The organism is Epilithonimonas hominis, from assembly GCF_003730015.1.
Lineage (GTDB): Bacteria > Bacteroidota > Bacteroidia > Flavobacteriales > Weeksellaceae > Epilithonimonas > Epilithonimonas hominis.
The window spans coordinates 26,425-41,716 of sequence record NZ_RJTU01000015.1 but is presented as its reverse complement, the minus strand read 5'-3'; the positions used below and the strand labels follow the sequence as shown (position 1 = coordinate 41,716).

Annotated in this window: 19 protein-coding genes; 9 read left to right on the top strand and 10 right to left on the bottom strand. The window is 35.1% G+C overall.

The window, feature by feature from the left end; all coding sequences use genetic code 11:
• Positions 1-68: 68 nt before the first annotated feature.
• Genes EGH73_RS02305 through EGH73_RS02280 form a run of 6 tightly spaced genes read left to right on the top strand, consistent with a single transcriptional unit; the run spans position 69 to position 4,599 of the window.
• On the top strand, positions 69-425 hold the full coding sequence (locus EGH73_RS02305; RefSeq protein WP_123280495.1) for a helix-turn-helix domain-containing protein: 357 nt from the start codon (positions 69-71) through the stop codon (positions 423-425).
• Positions 415-702 (top strand): hypothetical protein, encoded by a 288-nt coding sequence (locus tag EGH73_RS02300; protein ID WP_123280494.1) that lies wholly within the window; start codon positions 415-417, stop codon positions 700-702. Before EGH73_RS02305 ends, EGH73_RS02300 begins: the two co-directional genes overlap by 11 nt.
• 2 nt (positions 703-704) lie before the next feature.
• Positions 705-2,285 (top strand): DNA primase family protein, encoded by a 1,581-nt coding sequence (locus EGH73_RS02295; RefSeq protein ID WP_123280525.1) that lies wholly within the window; start codon positions 705-707, stop codon positions 2,283-2,285.
• Between the two features lie 42 nt (positions 2,286-2,327).
• Positions 2,328-3,611: a DUF6371 domain-containing protein gene (locus EGH73_RS02290; RefSeq protein WP_184808057.1), complete on the top strand. Its 1,284-nt coding sequence runs from the start codon at positions 2,328-2,330 to the stop codon at positions 3,609-3,611.
• A gap of 32 nt (positions 3,612-3,643) precedes the next feature.
• Positions 3,644-3,955 (top strand): hypothetical protein, encoded by a 312-nt coding sequence (locus tag EGH73_RS02285; protein WP_123280493.1) that lies wholly within the window; start codon positions 3,644-3,646, stop codon positions 3,953-3,955.
• On the top strand, positions 3,952-4,599 hold the full coding sequence (locus tag EGH73_RS02280) for a sigma-70 family RNA polymerase sigma factor (protein ID WP_123280492.1): 648 nt from the start codon (positions 3,952-3,954) through the stop codon (positions 4,597-4,599). The genes EGH73_RS02285 and EGH73_RS02280 overlap by 4 nt, the downstream gene beginning before the upstream one ends.
• 230 nt (positions 4,600-4,829) lie before the next feature.
• Here EGH73_RS02280 and EGH73_RS02275 read toward each other — a convergent pair whose 3' ends face one another.
• The 10 genes from EGH73_RS02275 to EGH73_RS02235 all read right to left on the bottom strand — a co-directional run bounded on the left by EGH73_RS02275 (position 4,830) and on the right by EGH73_RS02235 (position 12,485).
• A complete protein-coding gene (locus tag EGH73_RS02275; protein WP_123280491.1) occupies positions 4,830-5,135 on the bottom strand; it encodes a hypothetical protein in 306 nt (101 codons plus the stop codon).
• A gap of 345 nt (positions 5,136-5,480) precedes the next feature.
• Positions 5,481-6,131, bottom strand: coding sequence for a MarR family winged helix-turn-helix transcriptional regulator (locus EGH73_RS02270; RefSeq protein ID WP_123280490.1), 651 nt, complete (start codon positions 6,129-6,131; stop codon positions 5,481-5,483).
• 75 nt (positions 6,132-6,206) lie between these two features.
• The gene (locus EGH73_RS02265; RefSeq protein WP_123280489.1) at positions 6,207-6,905 is read right to left on the bottom strand and encodes an SDR family NAD(P)-dependent oxidoreductase; all 699 of its coding nucleotides are present in this window, start codon (positions 6,903-6,905) and stop codon (positions 6,207-6,209) included.
• A gap of 226 nt (positions 6,906-7,131) precedes the next feature.
• Positions 7,132-7,413 (bottom strand): TIGR03643 family protein, encoded by a 282-nt coding sequence (locus EGH73_RS02260; RefSeq protein WP_089767940.1) that lies wholly within the window; start codon positions 7,411-7,413, stop codon positions 7,132-7,134.
• Positions 7,414-7,635: 222 nt separating this feature from the next.
• A complete protein-coding gene (locus EGH73_RS02255) occupies positions 7,636-9,114 on the bottom strand; it encodes a cryptochrome/photolyase family protein (protein ID WP_123280488.1) in 1,479 nt (492 codons plus the stop codon).
• Entirely contained in the window at positions 9,099-10,211 is a 1,113-nt protein-coding gene (locus EGH73_RS02250) for a DASH family cryptochrome (RefSeq protein WP_317124633.1), read from the bottom strand. Before EGH73_RS02250 ends, EGH73_RS02255 begins: the two co-directional genes overlap by 16 nt.
• Positions 10,205-10,396, bottom strand: a complete 192-nt coding sequence (locus EGH73_RS14315) for a deoxyribodipyrimidine photo-lyase (RefSeq protein WP_317124632.1) — start codon at positions 10,394-10,396, stop codon at positions 10,205-10,207. Before EGH73_RS14315 ends, EGH73_RS02250 begins: the two co-directional genes overlap by 7 nt.
• The gene (locus EGH73_RS02245; protein WP_123280487.1) at positions 10,348-10,503 is read right to left on the bottom strand and encodes a DUF2256 domain-containing protein; all 156 of its coding nucleotides are present in this window, start codon (positions 10,501-10,503) and stop codon (positions 10,348-10,350) included. The genes EGH73_RS14315 and EGH73_RS02245 overlap by 49 nt, the downstream gene beginning before the upstream one ends.
• Before the next feature lie 2 nt (positions 10,504-10,505).
• The gene (locus EGH73_RS02240; RefSeq protein WP_123280486.1) at positions 10,506-11,825 is read right to left on the bottom strand and encodes an ABC1 kinase family protein; all 1,320 of its coding nucleotides are present in this window, start codon (positions 11,823-11,825) and stop codon (positions 10,506-10,508) included.
• Positions 11,826-12,485 carry a TetR family transcriptional regulator C-terminal domain-containing protein gene (locus EGH73_RS02235; RefSeq protein ID WP_123280485.1) on the bottom strand — a complete coding sequence of 220 codons (660 nt, stop codon included), beginning with the start codon at positions 12,483-12,485 and terminating at the stop codon, positions 11,826-11,828.
• 97 nt (positions 12,486-12,582) lie between these two features.
• On the opposite strand from EGH73_RS02235, the gene ribA reads away from it, so the two are divergent.
• The 3 genes from ribA (at position 12,583) to EGH73_RS02220 (ending at position 15,101) form a co-directional block, all read left to right on the top strand.
• On the top strand, positions 12,583-13,173 hold the full coding sequence (gene ribA, locus EGH73_RS02230) for a GTP cyclohydrolase II (protein ID WP_087710699.1): 591 nt from the start codon (positions 12,583-12,585) through the stop codon (positions 13,171-13,173).
• Between the two features lie 48 nt (positions 13,174-13,221).
• On the top strand, positions 13,222-14,655 hold the full coding sequence (locus EGH73_RS02225; protein ID WP_123280484.1) for an SDR family oxidoreductase: 1,434 nt from the start codon (positions 13,222-13,224) through the stop codon (positions 14,653-14,655).
• Positions 14,656-14,717: 62 nt separating this feature from the next.
• On the top strand, positions 14,718-15,101 hold the full coding sequence (locus EGH73_RS02220; RefSeq protein WP_123280483.1) for a hypothetical protein: 384 nt from the start codon (positions 14,718-14,720) through the stop codon (positions 15,099-15,101).
• The last annotated feature ends 191 nt before the right edge of the window (positions 15,102-15,292 follow it).

Below are 15,292 nucleotides of genomic sequence, written 5' to 3'. Positions count from 1 at the left end.
AAAAATCCCTGAATTTCCCCACGAAAATCCCCAAATAATTTTGATGCATAATTTAAAAACAAAGGATTATGCACAATTTAGTTTTAAGTCCAATTGATCCCGAAATACTTATTAATAGTATTGTGGATAAGGTTACCGCAAACATTCTTACAGCAGTAACTAACAAGCAAACAAAAGCCGATGTAGATGAACTTTTGACGGTTCAGGAAGCTGCAGAACTTTTAAAACTTTCAAGACCTACTATTTACAGTAAGGTTTCAAGACGTGAATTACCTTGTATGAAGCAGGGTAAACGTTTGTACTTCTCACAAACGGAATTACTCAATTACATTAAGGAAGGTAAAAAGAAAACTTTTGCTGAAATAGAAGCGGAAGCAGATGCGTATTTGTCTAACAATAAAAAAGGGTTGAACAATGGGATCTAAATTGAACAACCCTAATTTTTTTAAAGGACAGGGTAAAGATACGAAAATAAGCGGACAAATGACAAAGGTTTTTAACGCCTTTTCTACACAGCCAAAAACTATGAAAATGGTTTCCGTTCAGACAGGTATAGATAGGGCTAATATTTGCCGTTACGTTGCAGAATGGAAGGAGCAAAATTCTATTCAGGAAGTCAGAAAAGGACTTTGCAGAATAACCAAACACAGAGCAGGTTATTTAACAACAGATCCAACACTTTTTAACAACGTAAATTCTTAATGATGAGCAATAATATAAATGCCAATTTTGAGGATTTGCGCAATCCTGGAATTATACAACAGCATATTAACGAACTTACAAAAGTTTGTGCAGCCGTTCCACATAACGAAATATTAACCAATCTTATTGAACAGGTTGAGCCGTTGGATTTTCAAACAATAGCTTTTCCGCAGATTGTAGAGATATTGGGAAAAATTCAAAAGCTGGAGCAGATAATTATCAATCCTGATGGATCATTTAATACTGATGAGAAGTTTAAAGCTGATTTGGATGAATGGAAAAGGCTGCAAGGATCATTGGAGCGTTTAAAGGTTACAAGAAAACATTATCTAATATTATCCATTGATGAGGTTTTGAGATTAGCAGAATGTAACCGCTGGGGTTTGTGTAAAAATCAGGATTTCATTTATCTATACAACGGTACTTTTTGGAAAGAATTAGACAAAGAAACGTTTCAGAAATTTTTAGGATTAGCAGCCGAAAAAATGGGAGTTGAAAAGTATGAAGCAAGATACTTTCAATTTAAGCAAGACTTATTTAAACAATTTCTTTCTGATGCTTATTTGCCAACGCCTGAAGTAAATGAAAACGAAGTACTAATAAACTTGCAAAACGGAACATTTGAAATATCTGCAAACGGCACGAAATTAAGACCATTTAAGCAATCTGATTTCATAACCTATCAATTACCATTTGAATATAATCCAAAAGCAAATGCACCATTGTTTGAAGCGTATTTAAACAAAGTATTGCCCGATGTTGAACGCCAAAGAGTGTTAGCAGAATATTTAGGCTATGTATTCATAAGGCAGGGAGTTTTAAAGCTGGAAGCTGCATTGGTATTGTATGGATCGGGAGCAAATGGAAAAAGTGTATTTTTTGAAATTGTCAATGCATTATTGGGGATTGATAATGTTAGCAGTTTTTCATTGCAACAGCTTACTGATGATACAGGATATTATAGAGCAATGATCTCTAATAAATTGGTAAACTATGCAAGTGAAATAAACGGAAAGCTTGAAGCTTCACTATTTAAAGCAATGGTTTCAGGGGAGACAATTCCAGCACGTTTGCCGTATGGTAAGCCAATGCAATTGAATCAGTACGCCAAATTTATTTTTAATTGTAATGAATTGCCAAAAGATGTAGAACATAATAACGGATTTTTTCGCCGTTGGTTAATTATTCCGTTTGATGTTACCATACCGAAGGAAGATCAGGACACAGAATTACATAAAAAGATTATCAAAAATGAACTTTCAGGGGTTTTCAATTGGGTATTGGATGGGTTGAATAGATTATTGAAGCAGAAACAATTTTCTGAATGTAAAGCAGCCAAAGAAACGCTGGAACGATACAAGACTGAAAGCGACAGCGTAAAGATGTTTATTGATGAATATGATTATAAAATATCGGTTTCAAAGGAAATGCCTTTGCAAGATCTGTACAAAGAGTATAAGTATTATTGTGAGAATTTCGGAAACAGAATCTGTTCACAAAAAACATTTAGCGACAGGCTAAAAAATGCAGGTTTTGAGATTATCAAAAAGAATTTCGGGAGGGTTGTAAATGTGGAAAAGTGACGGAAGTGACGGAAGTGACACGAAAAAAATAATCTTTTTTTTATGGAATCGGAATACAAATATCAATTAGAGAAAGGAAGCAGAAAACATCTTTGTCCGCAGTGCAATAAAAAAACCTTTGTAAGATTTATTGATGTTGAAAGTAGGGAGTATTTGCCTTATGAATTTGGAAGATGTGACAGGGAAAGCAAATGCAATTATTATTTGAATCCATACGCAGAAAAGTATCAGCAGGATCAATTTACAACAACTTATAAACCTCAGCGAAAATCAAATTATGTTGCAAAATGTTCCAAAAAATCAGATCCTATTTTCTTTGATTTTGAAACTTTCAAAAAGACTTTGCAAGGCTATGACAAAAATACATTCATTCAGAATCTATTAAGTAGGGTTGCTTTTCCTTTTGATGTAGATGAGGTCACAAAAGTAATTGAATTATACAGATTGGGAACAACCTCAGCAGGTGCAATTACATTTCCGTTTATTGATATTAATGACGGAATAAGAGCCATACAAGTAAAGCAATTTGATAAGAATAATCATACCACCAATACCAATTGGTTACATTCTATTGAAGCTAAAAAATACGATGTTTTGCCTAAATGGTTAGATGACTACATTAAGCAAGATAAAAGGGTTTCTTGCCTATTTGGGGAACATCTATTGAAGCGTTATCCAAACAATCCGATAGCATTAGTAGAAGCACCAAAAACCGCTATTTATGGAAGTCTTTATTTTGGAATGCCAGCAGATGAAAAGCAATTGATTTGGTTAGCAGTTTATAATAAAAGCAGTTTTTCTTTTGACAAATTGAAAATATTACAGGGTAGAAATGTTTTTGTATTTCCCGACCTATCCAAAGATGGTAGCACTTTTAGAGAGTGGAGAGCCAAAGCAGACCAATTTCAAAGACAAATGAAGCAAACAGGATTTGTTTTTTCTGATTTGTTGGAGAGGTTCGCAAGTGTTGAAGATCGGGAGCAGGGTAATGATTTAGCAGATATTCTTATTCGGCACGATTGGAGAGACTTCAGGGAAAGGAGTGACGGAAGTGACGGATATGACGGCAAAACAAAAACTTATTTTGATTATACAAAAGCCGAACGTTTAACCTTTGGTCTTTTATATTTCAATGATGAAGATTTGAGAGAGTTAAGCAGCAGAGTTTTCGCCGATAAGTCAGAATTAAGCTTTAATGATGCAATGCAGATACTTTTCCATTTGGAAGGATTAAACCAACAGGATGCAGATGATTTGCTGGATGTAATGAGCATAAAAAAAATAATAATCTATGATTGTGATAAGTGGATATTTAGAAATAATTGAAAATGAAATACTAATAAATAAATAGCAAAAAAATGGAGAGAAACGAAAACGGAACATTAAAGAAGGGGACTGTATTGAATCCAGCAGGACGACCAAAAGGAAGTTTAAATAATACGACAAAAGAAATTAGAGATTTTTATACTGATTTTCTCAATGGTAACAAAGAGAAGATTAAAGCGGACTTTGAAGATCTTGAGCCAAAGGAGCGTTTAAAGTTCATCATAGATATTTCAAAATTTGTTATACCTACACTAAAGGCAGTTGAATCCGATATTGAAGTAAAAGGAGTTTTTAATGTTCCAAACATTCCTGACATTGGAAATAGAAAAAAACAATTGTTATGAAGAAAGATAGTTTACAAAAGTTTACAGATTTTGAAACAAGATTTGGAGATTTACTTGAAAAAGATCAGTTGGATATTATAGATTTTAATAATTTTTCAAAAGACGAGCAAGAGCAAATAAATGAAAGACTTACAAATTTACTGAATACCACAAAATTAGATGATCATGATAAGTTACTCTATAAGTTAGATAAAGTTTTACATCCTGTAGCTAAAAATCAAATTTGGGAACGGAATCATAATACTATAACCGCCACAATTTCAAATTTAATGCAAGAATACGGACGAATGCCAACGGCTTCAGAAATAGCCAATAAATCTGAACTGAGCAGACAGACGGTAACAAAGCATTTAAAAGAATATGGAAGTAATTCTTTGTATTTAGAAAAAAAAGAGCAGTTTGTATTTATGACAGATAAAGTATTGGCAAAGGTATTTCAATTTGCAGTAAATGGGGATATTGGAGCAGCAAAACTTTATTTTAATGTTATGGGATGTTTAAATGCTGGATCAGGAAAGACTATTCAAAATAATAACTTCATTCAGATTAATAATACAATTTTGAAACAGGAAACAATTGAGCAGTTAGAGCCTGAACAGATAAAAGAGATTGAAGCAATTGTTTTAAAAAATCAGATTATGTAAATTTCAAAATTTTAAAATGATATGTTTATAGTGGGTTGGAATTATTCCAGCCTTTTTTTTGTTCACTCAGCGAAATTTCACGCTCAGTACATACATTTAAGAATTGATGTTTTTATGAAGATAAGAATTGATGAAGGAAAGTTAAAAAGATTGACTAAAATAAAAAACACCCTAAAAAAATCAGAGTGTTTAATACCATTATCTAATAATTCAATATACTTCAAAAAGTTTTATTGTGCTTTTTCCCATAAGTCGCCAAGCCTATGTTTTTCAGTAAACTTATTAATGCATTCCACAATAGATTTTGCATTTTCGTAATGGTCAAAAACTTCCCTTTGTATTTTTCTATCTAATTCCTGAAATTCGGGACTTAATACATAAGATTTAAACCACGCAGAAAGACCAAAAGCCGTAGATGTTTCCATATCGTAAAGGATCTCTGAACTCATTGCAATCTCATTAATTACCTTATCAATTTCTGAGCGTTCAATTTTCTGTATTTCATCTTTGAAATATAAACTTTGTAGATTTTCCATATTTTTAAATTTAAAGGTTAAGCATTTTTTTTTAATAATGATATGTTAGTCGGGAAGTACTGTAAATATTTCCCAACACCTCATCAATTTTATTAGTCTATTTTGCTATTTTTTTACTGAAATTGTACCTTATTTGTATCCTTAAAATGTAACTAATTGATTATCAATATTAGTTACTTTATGTATCGGAAAATAAATATGCTTCCTCTAGTTTAATACATCACTTTTTTTAAAGCAAAAATTAGGTATAATATCTCGGAGCTGAATATTTATGCGAAAGTTTTCATTTAATAATCTCATTCTATAAAATAAGTATTATTATTGATCTAATTGGTATTAAATCAATTAACTAGCGGAAATTTCAAGAATTTCATCAATGTTAGAGCGTTTATACTCAGAGTAAACATGCGAGTGAAAATCATTCAGCTTCCGGAGTAATTCCAAAAGTTCGGCCTTTTCATTATTTTCGAGTTTCCCGGCAAGAATTCGAGACGTCATATTCACTTTATCAACGGAGCGGTGGAAATAATCTTCACCTTTTTCGGTGATGTTCAAACGCTTACTTCTTTTATCTTCGCTGTCGTTTTTTTCTTCAATTAATCCATATTCCAGAAGACGCTTGATGATTTGAGTTCCGGTTTGTTTTTCGTGACCGTTTCTTTCGATTAACTGAATTTTAGTCAGATTCGGTTCGTCCTTCAATCGGTAAAGGTAGGTGAATTCTTCATTGGCCAATTCAGGGAAATCATTCAACCCCTTTCTAATTAATTGTCTGGAATATCGTCCCAAAAGCAGAACCTGTTTGCAGATTTCATTTTCTGTAAAAGAAACCTGATGCTGTTCATTTTTAAAAAGTTTGGTTGGGCTCTCTTTTCTGTATTTTTGATCATTAAGCCAAAGACGGAAATCCTCAACATTAGAGTGAGGTTTATAAGCTTCGGAATTTTCAAATTCTTTAACCTGATGAAGCAGATCAATGAAAAAATCAGTATTCATAGCGCAAATTTAATCTAAGTATTTTAAATATTTTTTATAATCTAATAAAGAGGTGGAAGCATCTAGATCCTCCAACTAAAGCTTAACAGTTCCCATTCCGCCATCAATTCCGAATATCTGTCCTGTAATCCACGACGATTTATCTGAAACAAGGAAAGCTGTCATTTCCGCAATTTCTTCAGCCGTTCCCACTCTTTGCAACGGATGTCTTTTTGCAGAAGCTTCTCTTTTCTCAGGTGTTGCTAAAAGCTGTGCTACCAGATTCGTGTCCGTTAAAGAAGGTGCAATCGCATTAACCCTGATTTTCTGAGCCGAAAATTCTGCCGCCAGACTTTTTGTAAGACCTTCCACCGCGTTTTTGCTCGCCGCAATCGAAGCGTGAAAAGGCATTCCCAATTTTGCCGCTACAGAACTGAAAAGCACAATCGAAGCTGAATTTGATTTTTTGAGATTCGGCAACAGTTTCTGAATTATTTTTACCGCTCCCAAAACATTGATCTCAAAATCATTCTTAAAATCATCTACAGAAAGTCGGCTAAATGGTTTTAAATTAATGCTTCCCGGTGCATAAACCAATCCGTCGATAATTTCCGGAAAACTGATTTCTTCTAAGTTTCCCGAAAGAATATCCATTGTGTGAAATTCAATATTCGGATGATTCAGTTCTGGATTTTCCGTTCTGGAAATTCCGATAATTTTGTTTTGTTCTGCGAGAATCTTTGCTGTTGCTAAACCGATTCCCTTTCCGCAACCGATGATAACGATATTTTTCATAATGAATTTATTTTTATGTTTTGGAACACGAAGGTTTTTATTTTGAGACACTTCGACAAGCTCAGTGTGACATCTCTAATACTATTCGTTTAATTATCTTTTAATTTTAAGGCTGAGCTTAGTTTATCCTTAGTCTGACGAAATAAAGTGTCTATTTACAAAGCTTTTTTGCTCTTTTGAAGCACTCTATCTTCAAACAATTCTTTTGTGTCTTTTGTGGTAAAATTTACCTTTTAGAAATTTTATTATTGCTGATAATTCTCTGTCTGCTGCATTTAAAGCGATCAATCTCTTCGCTTCTTTTTTTCAGGTGTTTCTGGCTTACTCCGGAATTCACTCTTTTTCTCCATAGCTTAAAACTTGATTCTTTCAGTTCCGAACGCATCAGTTCAATCACTTCCGCTTCGCTGATTCCGAACTGAAACTGTATGGCTTCAAACGGCGTTCGGTCTTCCCACGCCATTTCGATGATTCTGTCGATTTGTTGTATGTTGAGGTTTTTATTCATTTTTTTATAAATATTCTATCAATTGCGTCGGGCTTTAGCCCGATGTTGAAGTTTAATTTAAAAAAGGCTTTAGCCGAAATATATTTTTAAGTTTAGGCTAAAGCCAAACATTCTATTCTTTTTGAAAGCTAATTTTTTTTTTGCTTTGCTGAGTGAAACGCCTTTGCGAACCTAAAAGCAGTTAGTATTTTAAAAAAAATCTTTGCGAGCTTTGCGTTAAAATCAACTCAAACTTCCAATAAATTCCTTCGCTGTTTTAAAATGCTGTTTTCGTTTTTCTTCCGGCATTTTCTCCAGTGTTCTCAGCATCATTCCCAATCTTGGATTTTTAGCAAAAAAATCTTGATGGTCATTAATAAAGTTCCAAAACAGAGCATCCCATTTTTCATTCCATTCTCCGTCCGGATAATCGCTCATTTTTTTAATATAATTGCTTCCGCTGATGTACGGTTTCGTGCTCATTTTTCCGCCGTCTGAGAAACTGCTCATTCCGTACACATTCGGAACCATCACCCAGTCGTAGGAATCGATGAACATTTCCATAAACCATTGATACACTTCATCAGGATTGAACTCAGCAAGATTCATAAAATTGGCAAAAATCATCAGTCGTTCGATGTGATGCGCGTACCCGGTTTTCAGGACTTTCTGAAGCGAACGGTCAATCGGGCGAATTCCTGTTTTGGCGGTGTAAAAAGACTCCGGAAGTTTTTTGTCGTGCTTCCAATAATTTTTATTCCGCTGATGTGTTCCCTGATACACATAAACCCCACGCACAAATTCTCTCCAACCCAAAATCTGGCGGACAAAACCTTCCAGAGAATTCACCGGAATATCGTTTTCTTCTGCAAATGAAATCGCTTTTTCCAGCACATATTCAGGTGTTAAAAGTCCGACATTCATTAAAGGAGAAAGCACGCTGTGATGCAGAAAATGTTCCTTTTCGACGATGCTGTCTTCGTAAATGCCAAATTCAAGAAAACGGTTTTCAAGAAACTGTTCCAGCCATTGTCCTGCTTCCTTAAAAGTAGTCGGGTAGAGCTGTTCATCCGTAAGCGTTCCGTAATTCTTGGCAAAATGCTTTTCGGTATATTGTTTTGCTTCCTCGTAAAATTCATTGTTTTTCGGAAAATGAATTGCGGGCGCTTTTTTATTTTTCGGATATTTTTTCCGGTTTTCGGTGTCGTACGTCCATTTTTCGCCCAAAGGTTTTCCTGCTTTCATCAGAATATTTCGGGTAATTCTCTGCTGCTTATAAAAATCAGTCTGATGATAGGCTTTTTTATCTTCAAAATAATCTTTCAGGTCTTCTTTGCTGTTGATGAAAAGCGGACTATCCAAAATTTCGAGTTCCAGTTTTGTTTCCTTTAATCTTTTTTCCAGCCAGTTGTCGCAGACATCCGTTGTTTTTATCGTTGTAAAATTCTCTTTTTCAAGTTTTGGAATTAAATTCCGGATGTCTGAATATTTCGCTGAACTTTCAATATATTCAACTTCAAAACCTGCTTTTTTTAGCTCGTTTTCATAAAATTTCATAGTTGCCCGGTGAAACGCAATCTTCTGTTGATGGAATGAATACTGTTTAAAAAACAGAAATTCCTCCACCAAAAACACAGGCTGGTTTTTATCCAGATAATCCGTATTCTCAAAAAGCTGATGCGGAAAGATCAATTGGGCGGTATGTTTTACTGTTTTAGCCATAAACGTCTGAATTTTTGATTGAAATCATACATTTCTGCCTGTTTTTCAGGGTTGAAAGTCCGGTCACGATTATCATTTCCGACTCCGGCGAGATACATCCAGTTTCCATAATTGCTGTGAACATCATAATCGATCAGCATTTCCTCAAAATAAGCCGCTCCGATTCTCCAGTCCTGTTTCAGGATTTTGCAGAAATACGAAGCGACATTCTGTCGACCGCGATTGCTCATCCAGCCTGTATTTTTCAGTTCAAGCATATTCGCATTCACGAAACCGGAATCCGTTTCTCCATCTTTCCATTTTTGAATCAATGTTTTATTGTTTTCTGCGAAATATTTCTGATGATTGATTCCGCTTTTCCGGAAAATCAAATCTTTATACTGTAAAGAAATATATCTGAAAAAATCCCGCCAGAGCAATTCGAAAATCAACCAATACGTTGAATCATTGGCTCCGAATTCTTCCTCGTATTTTTTTATCTCGTGGTAAATGGTTACCGCAGAAAGACTTCCATCCGACAGCCAAGCCGAAAATTTCGAACTGTAATCTGTTCCCACCAAACCGTTTCGGGTTTGCTTGTATTCACTCAAGTTCTGCGTTTCCGAGAAATAATGATGCAATCTTTTCAATGCTTCATTTTCTCCGCCCGAAAAAGGAAAAGCTGTTCTTTCATCCGTTTCAAAATCTTCAAAACCGAGCGATTTTAACGAAATGGTATCGCTTTTAAAATGAATTTCCGGTTTATCGTACATCAAATCTTCCGATTCAAATTCAGGGCGGATCAGCAGATTTTTTTCAATTTTCTGCCGGAACGCGGTAAAAAGCATCGGAATTTTATCCAACGTTTTAAAAACAAAAAGCGGATGAACCAGAAATTGAGAATACGATTTTTCCCAAACGGCAGCCGGAACCACACTTCGGATTTTTGCCTGAAGATCGGTTTCTTCCTTCGTCCATTCTTCCTGACAGAAAATCTTCACGATTTCAAATTCCTCGGATATTTCTTTAAAAACATCTTCCGTTTTGCTGTACTTAACTAAAAAAGGAATCTTCTGTTTCGCTAAATTCTGCTTTAAATTTTCTACACTTTTCAGCAAAAATTTTGCACGGTATTTTCCGATTTTTTGGAACCGAACTGTTTTTGAGCAAAAAATTCAGTGTCAAAAACATACACCGCAAGAAAAGGCAACTCTTCCTGCATCGCATTGTATAAGGATTCTGAATCTCTCGTTCTCAAATCTTTGGTGAACCAGAGGATGTTGATTTTTTGTTTTTCCGGCATCTTTCACTGCAATATTTTACTTCGTCCCAGTTTTTTTTCCACTTTTTCCGCCAGTTGAAGGGCAGTCCACAGACTTCACTGATTTTTGACGGTAATTGTGAAGGCATTTTTAAGATTTTATGAAGTTCTTGAAATGATTAATCGCCACATCTTTCGCTTTCAAATCGTGCATCATATTATACAGTCCGAAAAACGTTCGGTTCAGGTAAATGAAATGTCGGGAACCGCGGTTGGTATTCATTCCCTTCATATCACTTGCTTTGGCATATTTCTGTCCCAAATCGGCAATTTCCTGAAAGAATGATTCATCTGAAAAATCGAATTTTTCCATATTAAACGGTCTCGTAAACAATTCAAGCAATTCGTAGAATAATTTGGCAAAAAACTCTTTTTCTTTTTCTGAATCTTCTGCTCGAAGAATTTCCAAGGTGAATAATTTCTCACGGAAAATTTCAGGATTTTTTAAATTTTCTTCTTTAGCCAGTTCGAAATACGGAATGTAAAAATCTTCCGGAATCTCTTTGATACAGCCAAAATCAATAACCAATAATTCATTGTTTTCCGAAATCAGGAAATTTCCCGGGTGCGGATCGGCGTGAACTTTTTTCAGAATATGCATCTGAAACATATAAAAATCCCAAAGTGTCTGTCCGATTTTATTCAAATCTTCCTGAGGATTCTGTTTTTTAGTAAATTCCGAAAAATGAATTCCCGGCATCCAATCCATCGTAATGATTTTCTCACACGAAAATTCAGGATAATAATGCGGAAATTTTACATTCGGAAGATGACTGCATTCTTCTGCAAAGTGCTGACTTCTTTTTAGTTCCAAGTTATAATCTGTTTCCTCAAATAGTTTGTCTTCCACTTCCTGAAAGTAAGATTCCGAACCTTCTTTTTTGATGTTGAACATCTTCATCGCAATCGGTTTTACCATTTTAAGGTCGCTCGAAATGCTCTCTCTCACACCGGGATACTGAATTTTCACAGCCAGTTTTTTGCCGTCTTTTTTCGCGGTGTGAACCTGTCCGATACTCGCAGCATTAACCGATTCTGCGGAAAATTCATCAAAAATATCTTCCGGATTTTTCCCGAAATATTTTCTGAATGTTTTCTTGACCAAAGCACCAGACAAAGGCGGAACGGAAAACTGCGAAAGCGAAAATTTCTCCACATATTCCACCGGAAGAATGTTCTTTTCCATACTCAGCATTTGGGCAACTTTCAGCGCAGAACCTTTTAATTCTTTCAGTGAGTCGTAGATGTCTGTTGCATTGTCCTCATTCAGGATTTTGCGGGCTTCATCTTCATCTTTCGTGATTTTATTTCCGTAATATTTCAGGTAGTTGACACCGACTTTTGCGCCGGCTTTAAGCAGGCTGCTTGTCCGTTCAATTTTTCCCGTGGGGATTTTATTTAGTGTTTTCATTTAGTTTTTCTTTAATGTTTCTTTAAATAAAAACTTCCCGAGGTCAGCCAGTTTTCTCAATGGCTCGTTGTCCATCAGTTCAAAACCCGTATCGACGGTTTTTTCGATGAAAATATCCGTTTTTACAAAATCGGGAGAAGTGTCTTTTTTCCAGAAATCAATGGCGGAAACCAAATGGAGCCAAAGTGCTTCCTGTCTTGATTTTTCGTTGAATTTTCGGATGTCTTCTTTCGCTTTTTCAATCATTTCCCATTCGTTGAAATTGAGAGTATTAACAAATTGTTTGTGGGTTTCTCGAAGATTCTGAAGCGTTTTGATGTTCTGAATTTTATTGCTTCCTAAAATAGATAACACTAATGAACGGTTCATCGTCATATTTTCAAAGAAAATGTAATACACATTCAGGAGTTTTTCTTTTGTTGTCACTTCGCTCGAGGAATTCACTTCCGAAGCGAGTTCCAAAGATTTCGTGAAAAGATGATTCAATATTTCTCTTTCGATTTGCTCGAATCCTGAGAAATAATGATAAAACTCTTTTTCCTCAAAATCGTTTTCTTTGGCAAAAAGATAAACGTTTTTAGGTTTTTCTCCGTGATGCAAAAGATAATCTCCGTATAATTCAAATATTTTTTCCTGCGTGATATTGGCTTGTTCTTGCATAATAGAATTTATTTATTGACAAATTTAGTAAATATATTTACATTTAATTAAAATAAAGTATAAATTTGTACTATATAAACCATTTAATTTTTGAATTATGTTGACGATACAGGCACAATCGAATATACCTACAGATTTTGGAATGTTTACTGTTTATGCATTCTCAGAACACGAAGAAGACTGGAATCCGCACTTGGTTTGGGTAGCAGAAAACACAGATTTCAGCAAAACGGTAAACGTGCGTTTTCACTCGGAATGTATTACAGGTGAGATTTTTCATTCTAAAAAATGTGAATGCGGACAGCAATTAGACGCGGCAATGAAATATATGTCGGAAAACGGAGGAATGATTATTTACCTTCGACAGGAAGGGCGTAATATAGGAATCATCAATAAGTTAAGAGCATATGCGCTTCAGGAAAAAGGTTTTGATACGGTGGAAGCCAATTTAAAGTTGGGTTTGCCTGCAGACGGAAGAAATTTTGATGTAGCGGTGGAAATGCTTAAGATTCTGAATGTGAAAGAAATTAATTTGCTGACCAATAATCCGGATAAACTTAAATCTCTGGAAAACAGCGGAATTATTCTCAATCACAGAGTTCCTTTGGAAATAGAATCTAACGAGGTGAACGAAAGTTATCTTTCAAAAAAGAAAGATTATTTTGGACATCTCTTAGAAAAGGTATAATTTTCTCATTACGCTGAGAAACAAATTCCAGTCACCAAAACCAATCTTATGAAAAAAATTCTGCTTACCGGCGCTACCGGATATATCGGGAAACGAATGATTAACGTAATCGCTGCACAAGGTTATCAGGTAATCTGCTGCTGCAGAGATAAAAACCGTTTTTCTAAAAGTGTGGATATTGATGATGCCCAGATTGAAGTGGTGGAAGTGGATTTTCTGAAACCCGAAACACTGGAAAATATTCCGAAAGATATTTCGGGAGCGTATTATCTGATGCATTCGATGAGCAACAGCAACGATTATGCAGAAATTGAAAGACAATGCGCCGTTAATTTTTCAAATTATATTGAAACCACCGATTGTAAACACATTGTTTATCTTTCGGGTTTGGCGAATGAAAAAGAGCTTTCTCAACATCTGAGTTCAAGATTTGAAGTTGAAAAAATCCTGATGAAATGTAAAGTTCCGGCAACAGTTTTAAGAGCGGGAATTATTATTGGTTCAGGAAGTGCTTCTTTTGAGATTATAAGAGATTTGGTTGAAAAATTACCGGTGATGGTGGCTCCGAAATGGCTTCACACAAAATGTCAGCCGATCGGAATTGCCAATGTTCTGGATTTTCTGATTTTCACTTTATTTAAAGAACAGGCGTATCACAGAAATTTTGATATTGGATGTGGTAATGTATTGACCTACAAAGAAATGCTTTTGGAGTTTGCCAAAATCAGAGGACTGAAAAGAAAAATTTTCACCGTTCCCGTAATGACTCCGAAATTGTCTTCTTACTGGCTGTATTTTATTACTTCAACATCCTATAATTTAGCTTCTGCATTGGTTGGAAGTATGAAAATTGAAGTTATCTGCAGACCGGAAAGCCTTGCGGAAATCAAGCAGATTACAGGAGTTCAGCCATTTTCTTATGATACGGCGTTAAGAAGAACTTTGGCTAAAATTCAGGACAACGAAATTGCTTCAAGCTGGAAAGACAGCTTTATCAGCAGCAGAAGCGATTCCAGTCTGAAAGATTATCTTGATGTTCCAAAATACGGCTGTTTTGTAGATTTAAGAACTGAAGAATATGATGACCGTGAAAAATGTCTCCATAGAGTTTTTTCTTTAGGCGGTGCAAACGGATGGTACGGTCAGAGTCTCTGGAAGGTTCGCGGATTTATGGATTTATTGGTTGGCGGGCCGGGATTGAGACGCGGAAGAACACATCCCGACAAATTGCATGAAGGCGATGCACTGGATTTCTGGCGTGTTCTGTATGCCAACAAAGAAGAAGGAAAACTGATTCTTTTCGCAGAAATGAAACTTCCCGGAGAAGCGTGGTTAATGTTTAAAGTGTATAAAGGTAAACTTTGGCAAAAAGCGGTTTTCCGTCCTCACGGATTAACGGGAAGACTCTATTGGTATTCTGTATTGCCGTTTCACGGGATAATTTTTAACGGAATGGTGAGAAGGTTGGCAAAAGGTGTTTAAGATTTTTTGAAATGATATAATATAGATTCATTCTTAACGAAACATTTTATAATTTTGCCGAGGTGAAAAAACTGATCTCGATACTATTGCTTAGTTTATACTTGGTTTCTACAACCGAGCTGTATCAGTTTTTGAAAATTCCGATTCTTATTGAGCATTATTTAGAACACAAACAGGAGAATCCGAAACTCACTATTGGGTTATTCTTCAAAATTCATTATGATAATCCGGTAAAAGATTCAGATTATACCAAAGATCAGCAGTTGCCGTTTGTTTCCCACGCAGCGCATCTTATCATCGTATGTACACCTGCGACACCCTTTACGTTTCAGTTGTCCGACAAAGAATCCAACCCGATTATTAAATCCAAACAGACTTTTTACAAAAGCTTCTTTTACAATAAAGATATTCTCAATTCCATTTGGCAGCCGCCGAAATCTTGTTGATTTTTTTCTGAATTTCTCTCAAAAATATTTTTGAGAACGTTTTGATATTAAGTTAATCAACGATAGGTTCATTAATTTTTTATCAGACGGTCAAACTTATTTATTCATAAGCATTTGCTAGAATAGTAAATTAAAATAGAGATATTAATCTGTAAACCAGTTATCTATCATCTATCATCTATCATCTATTA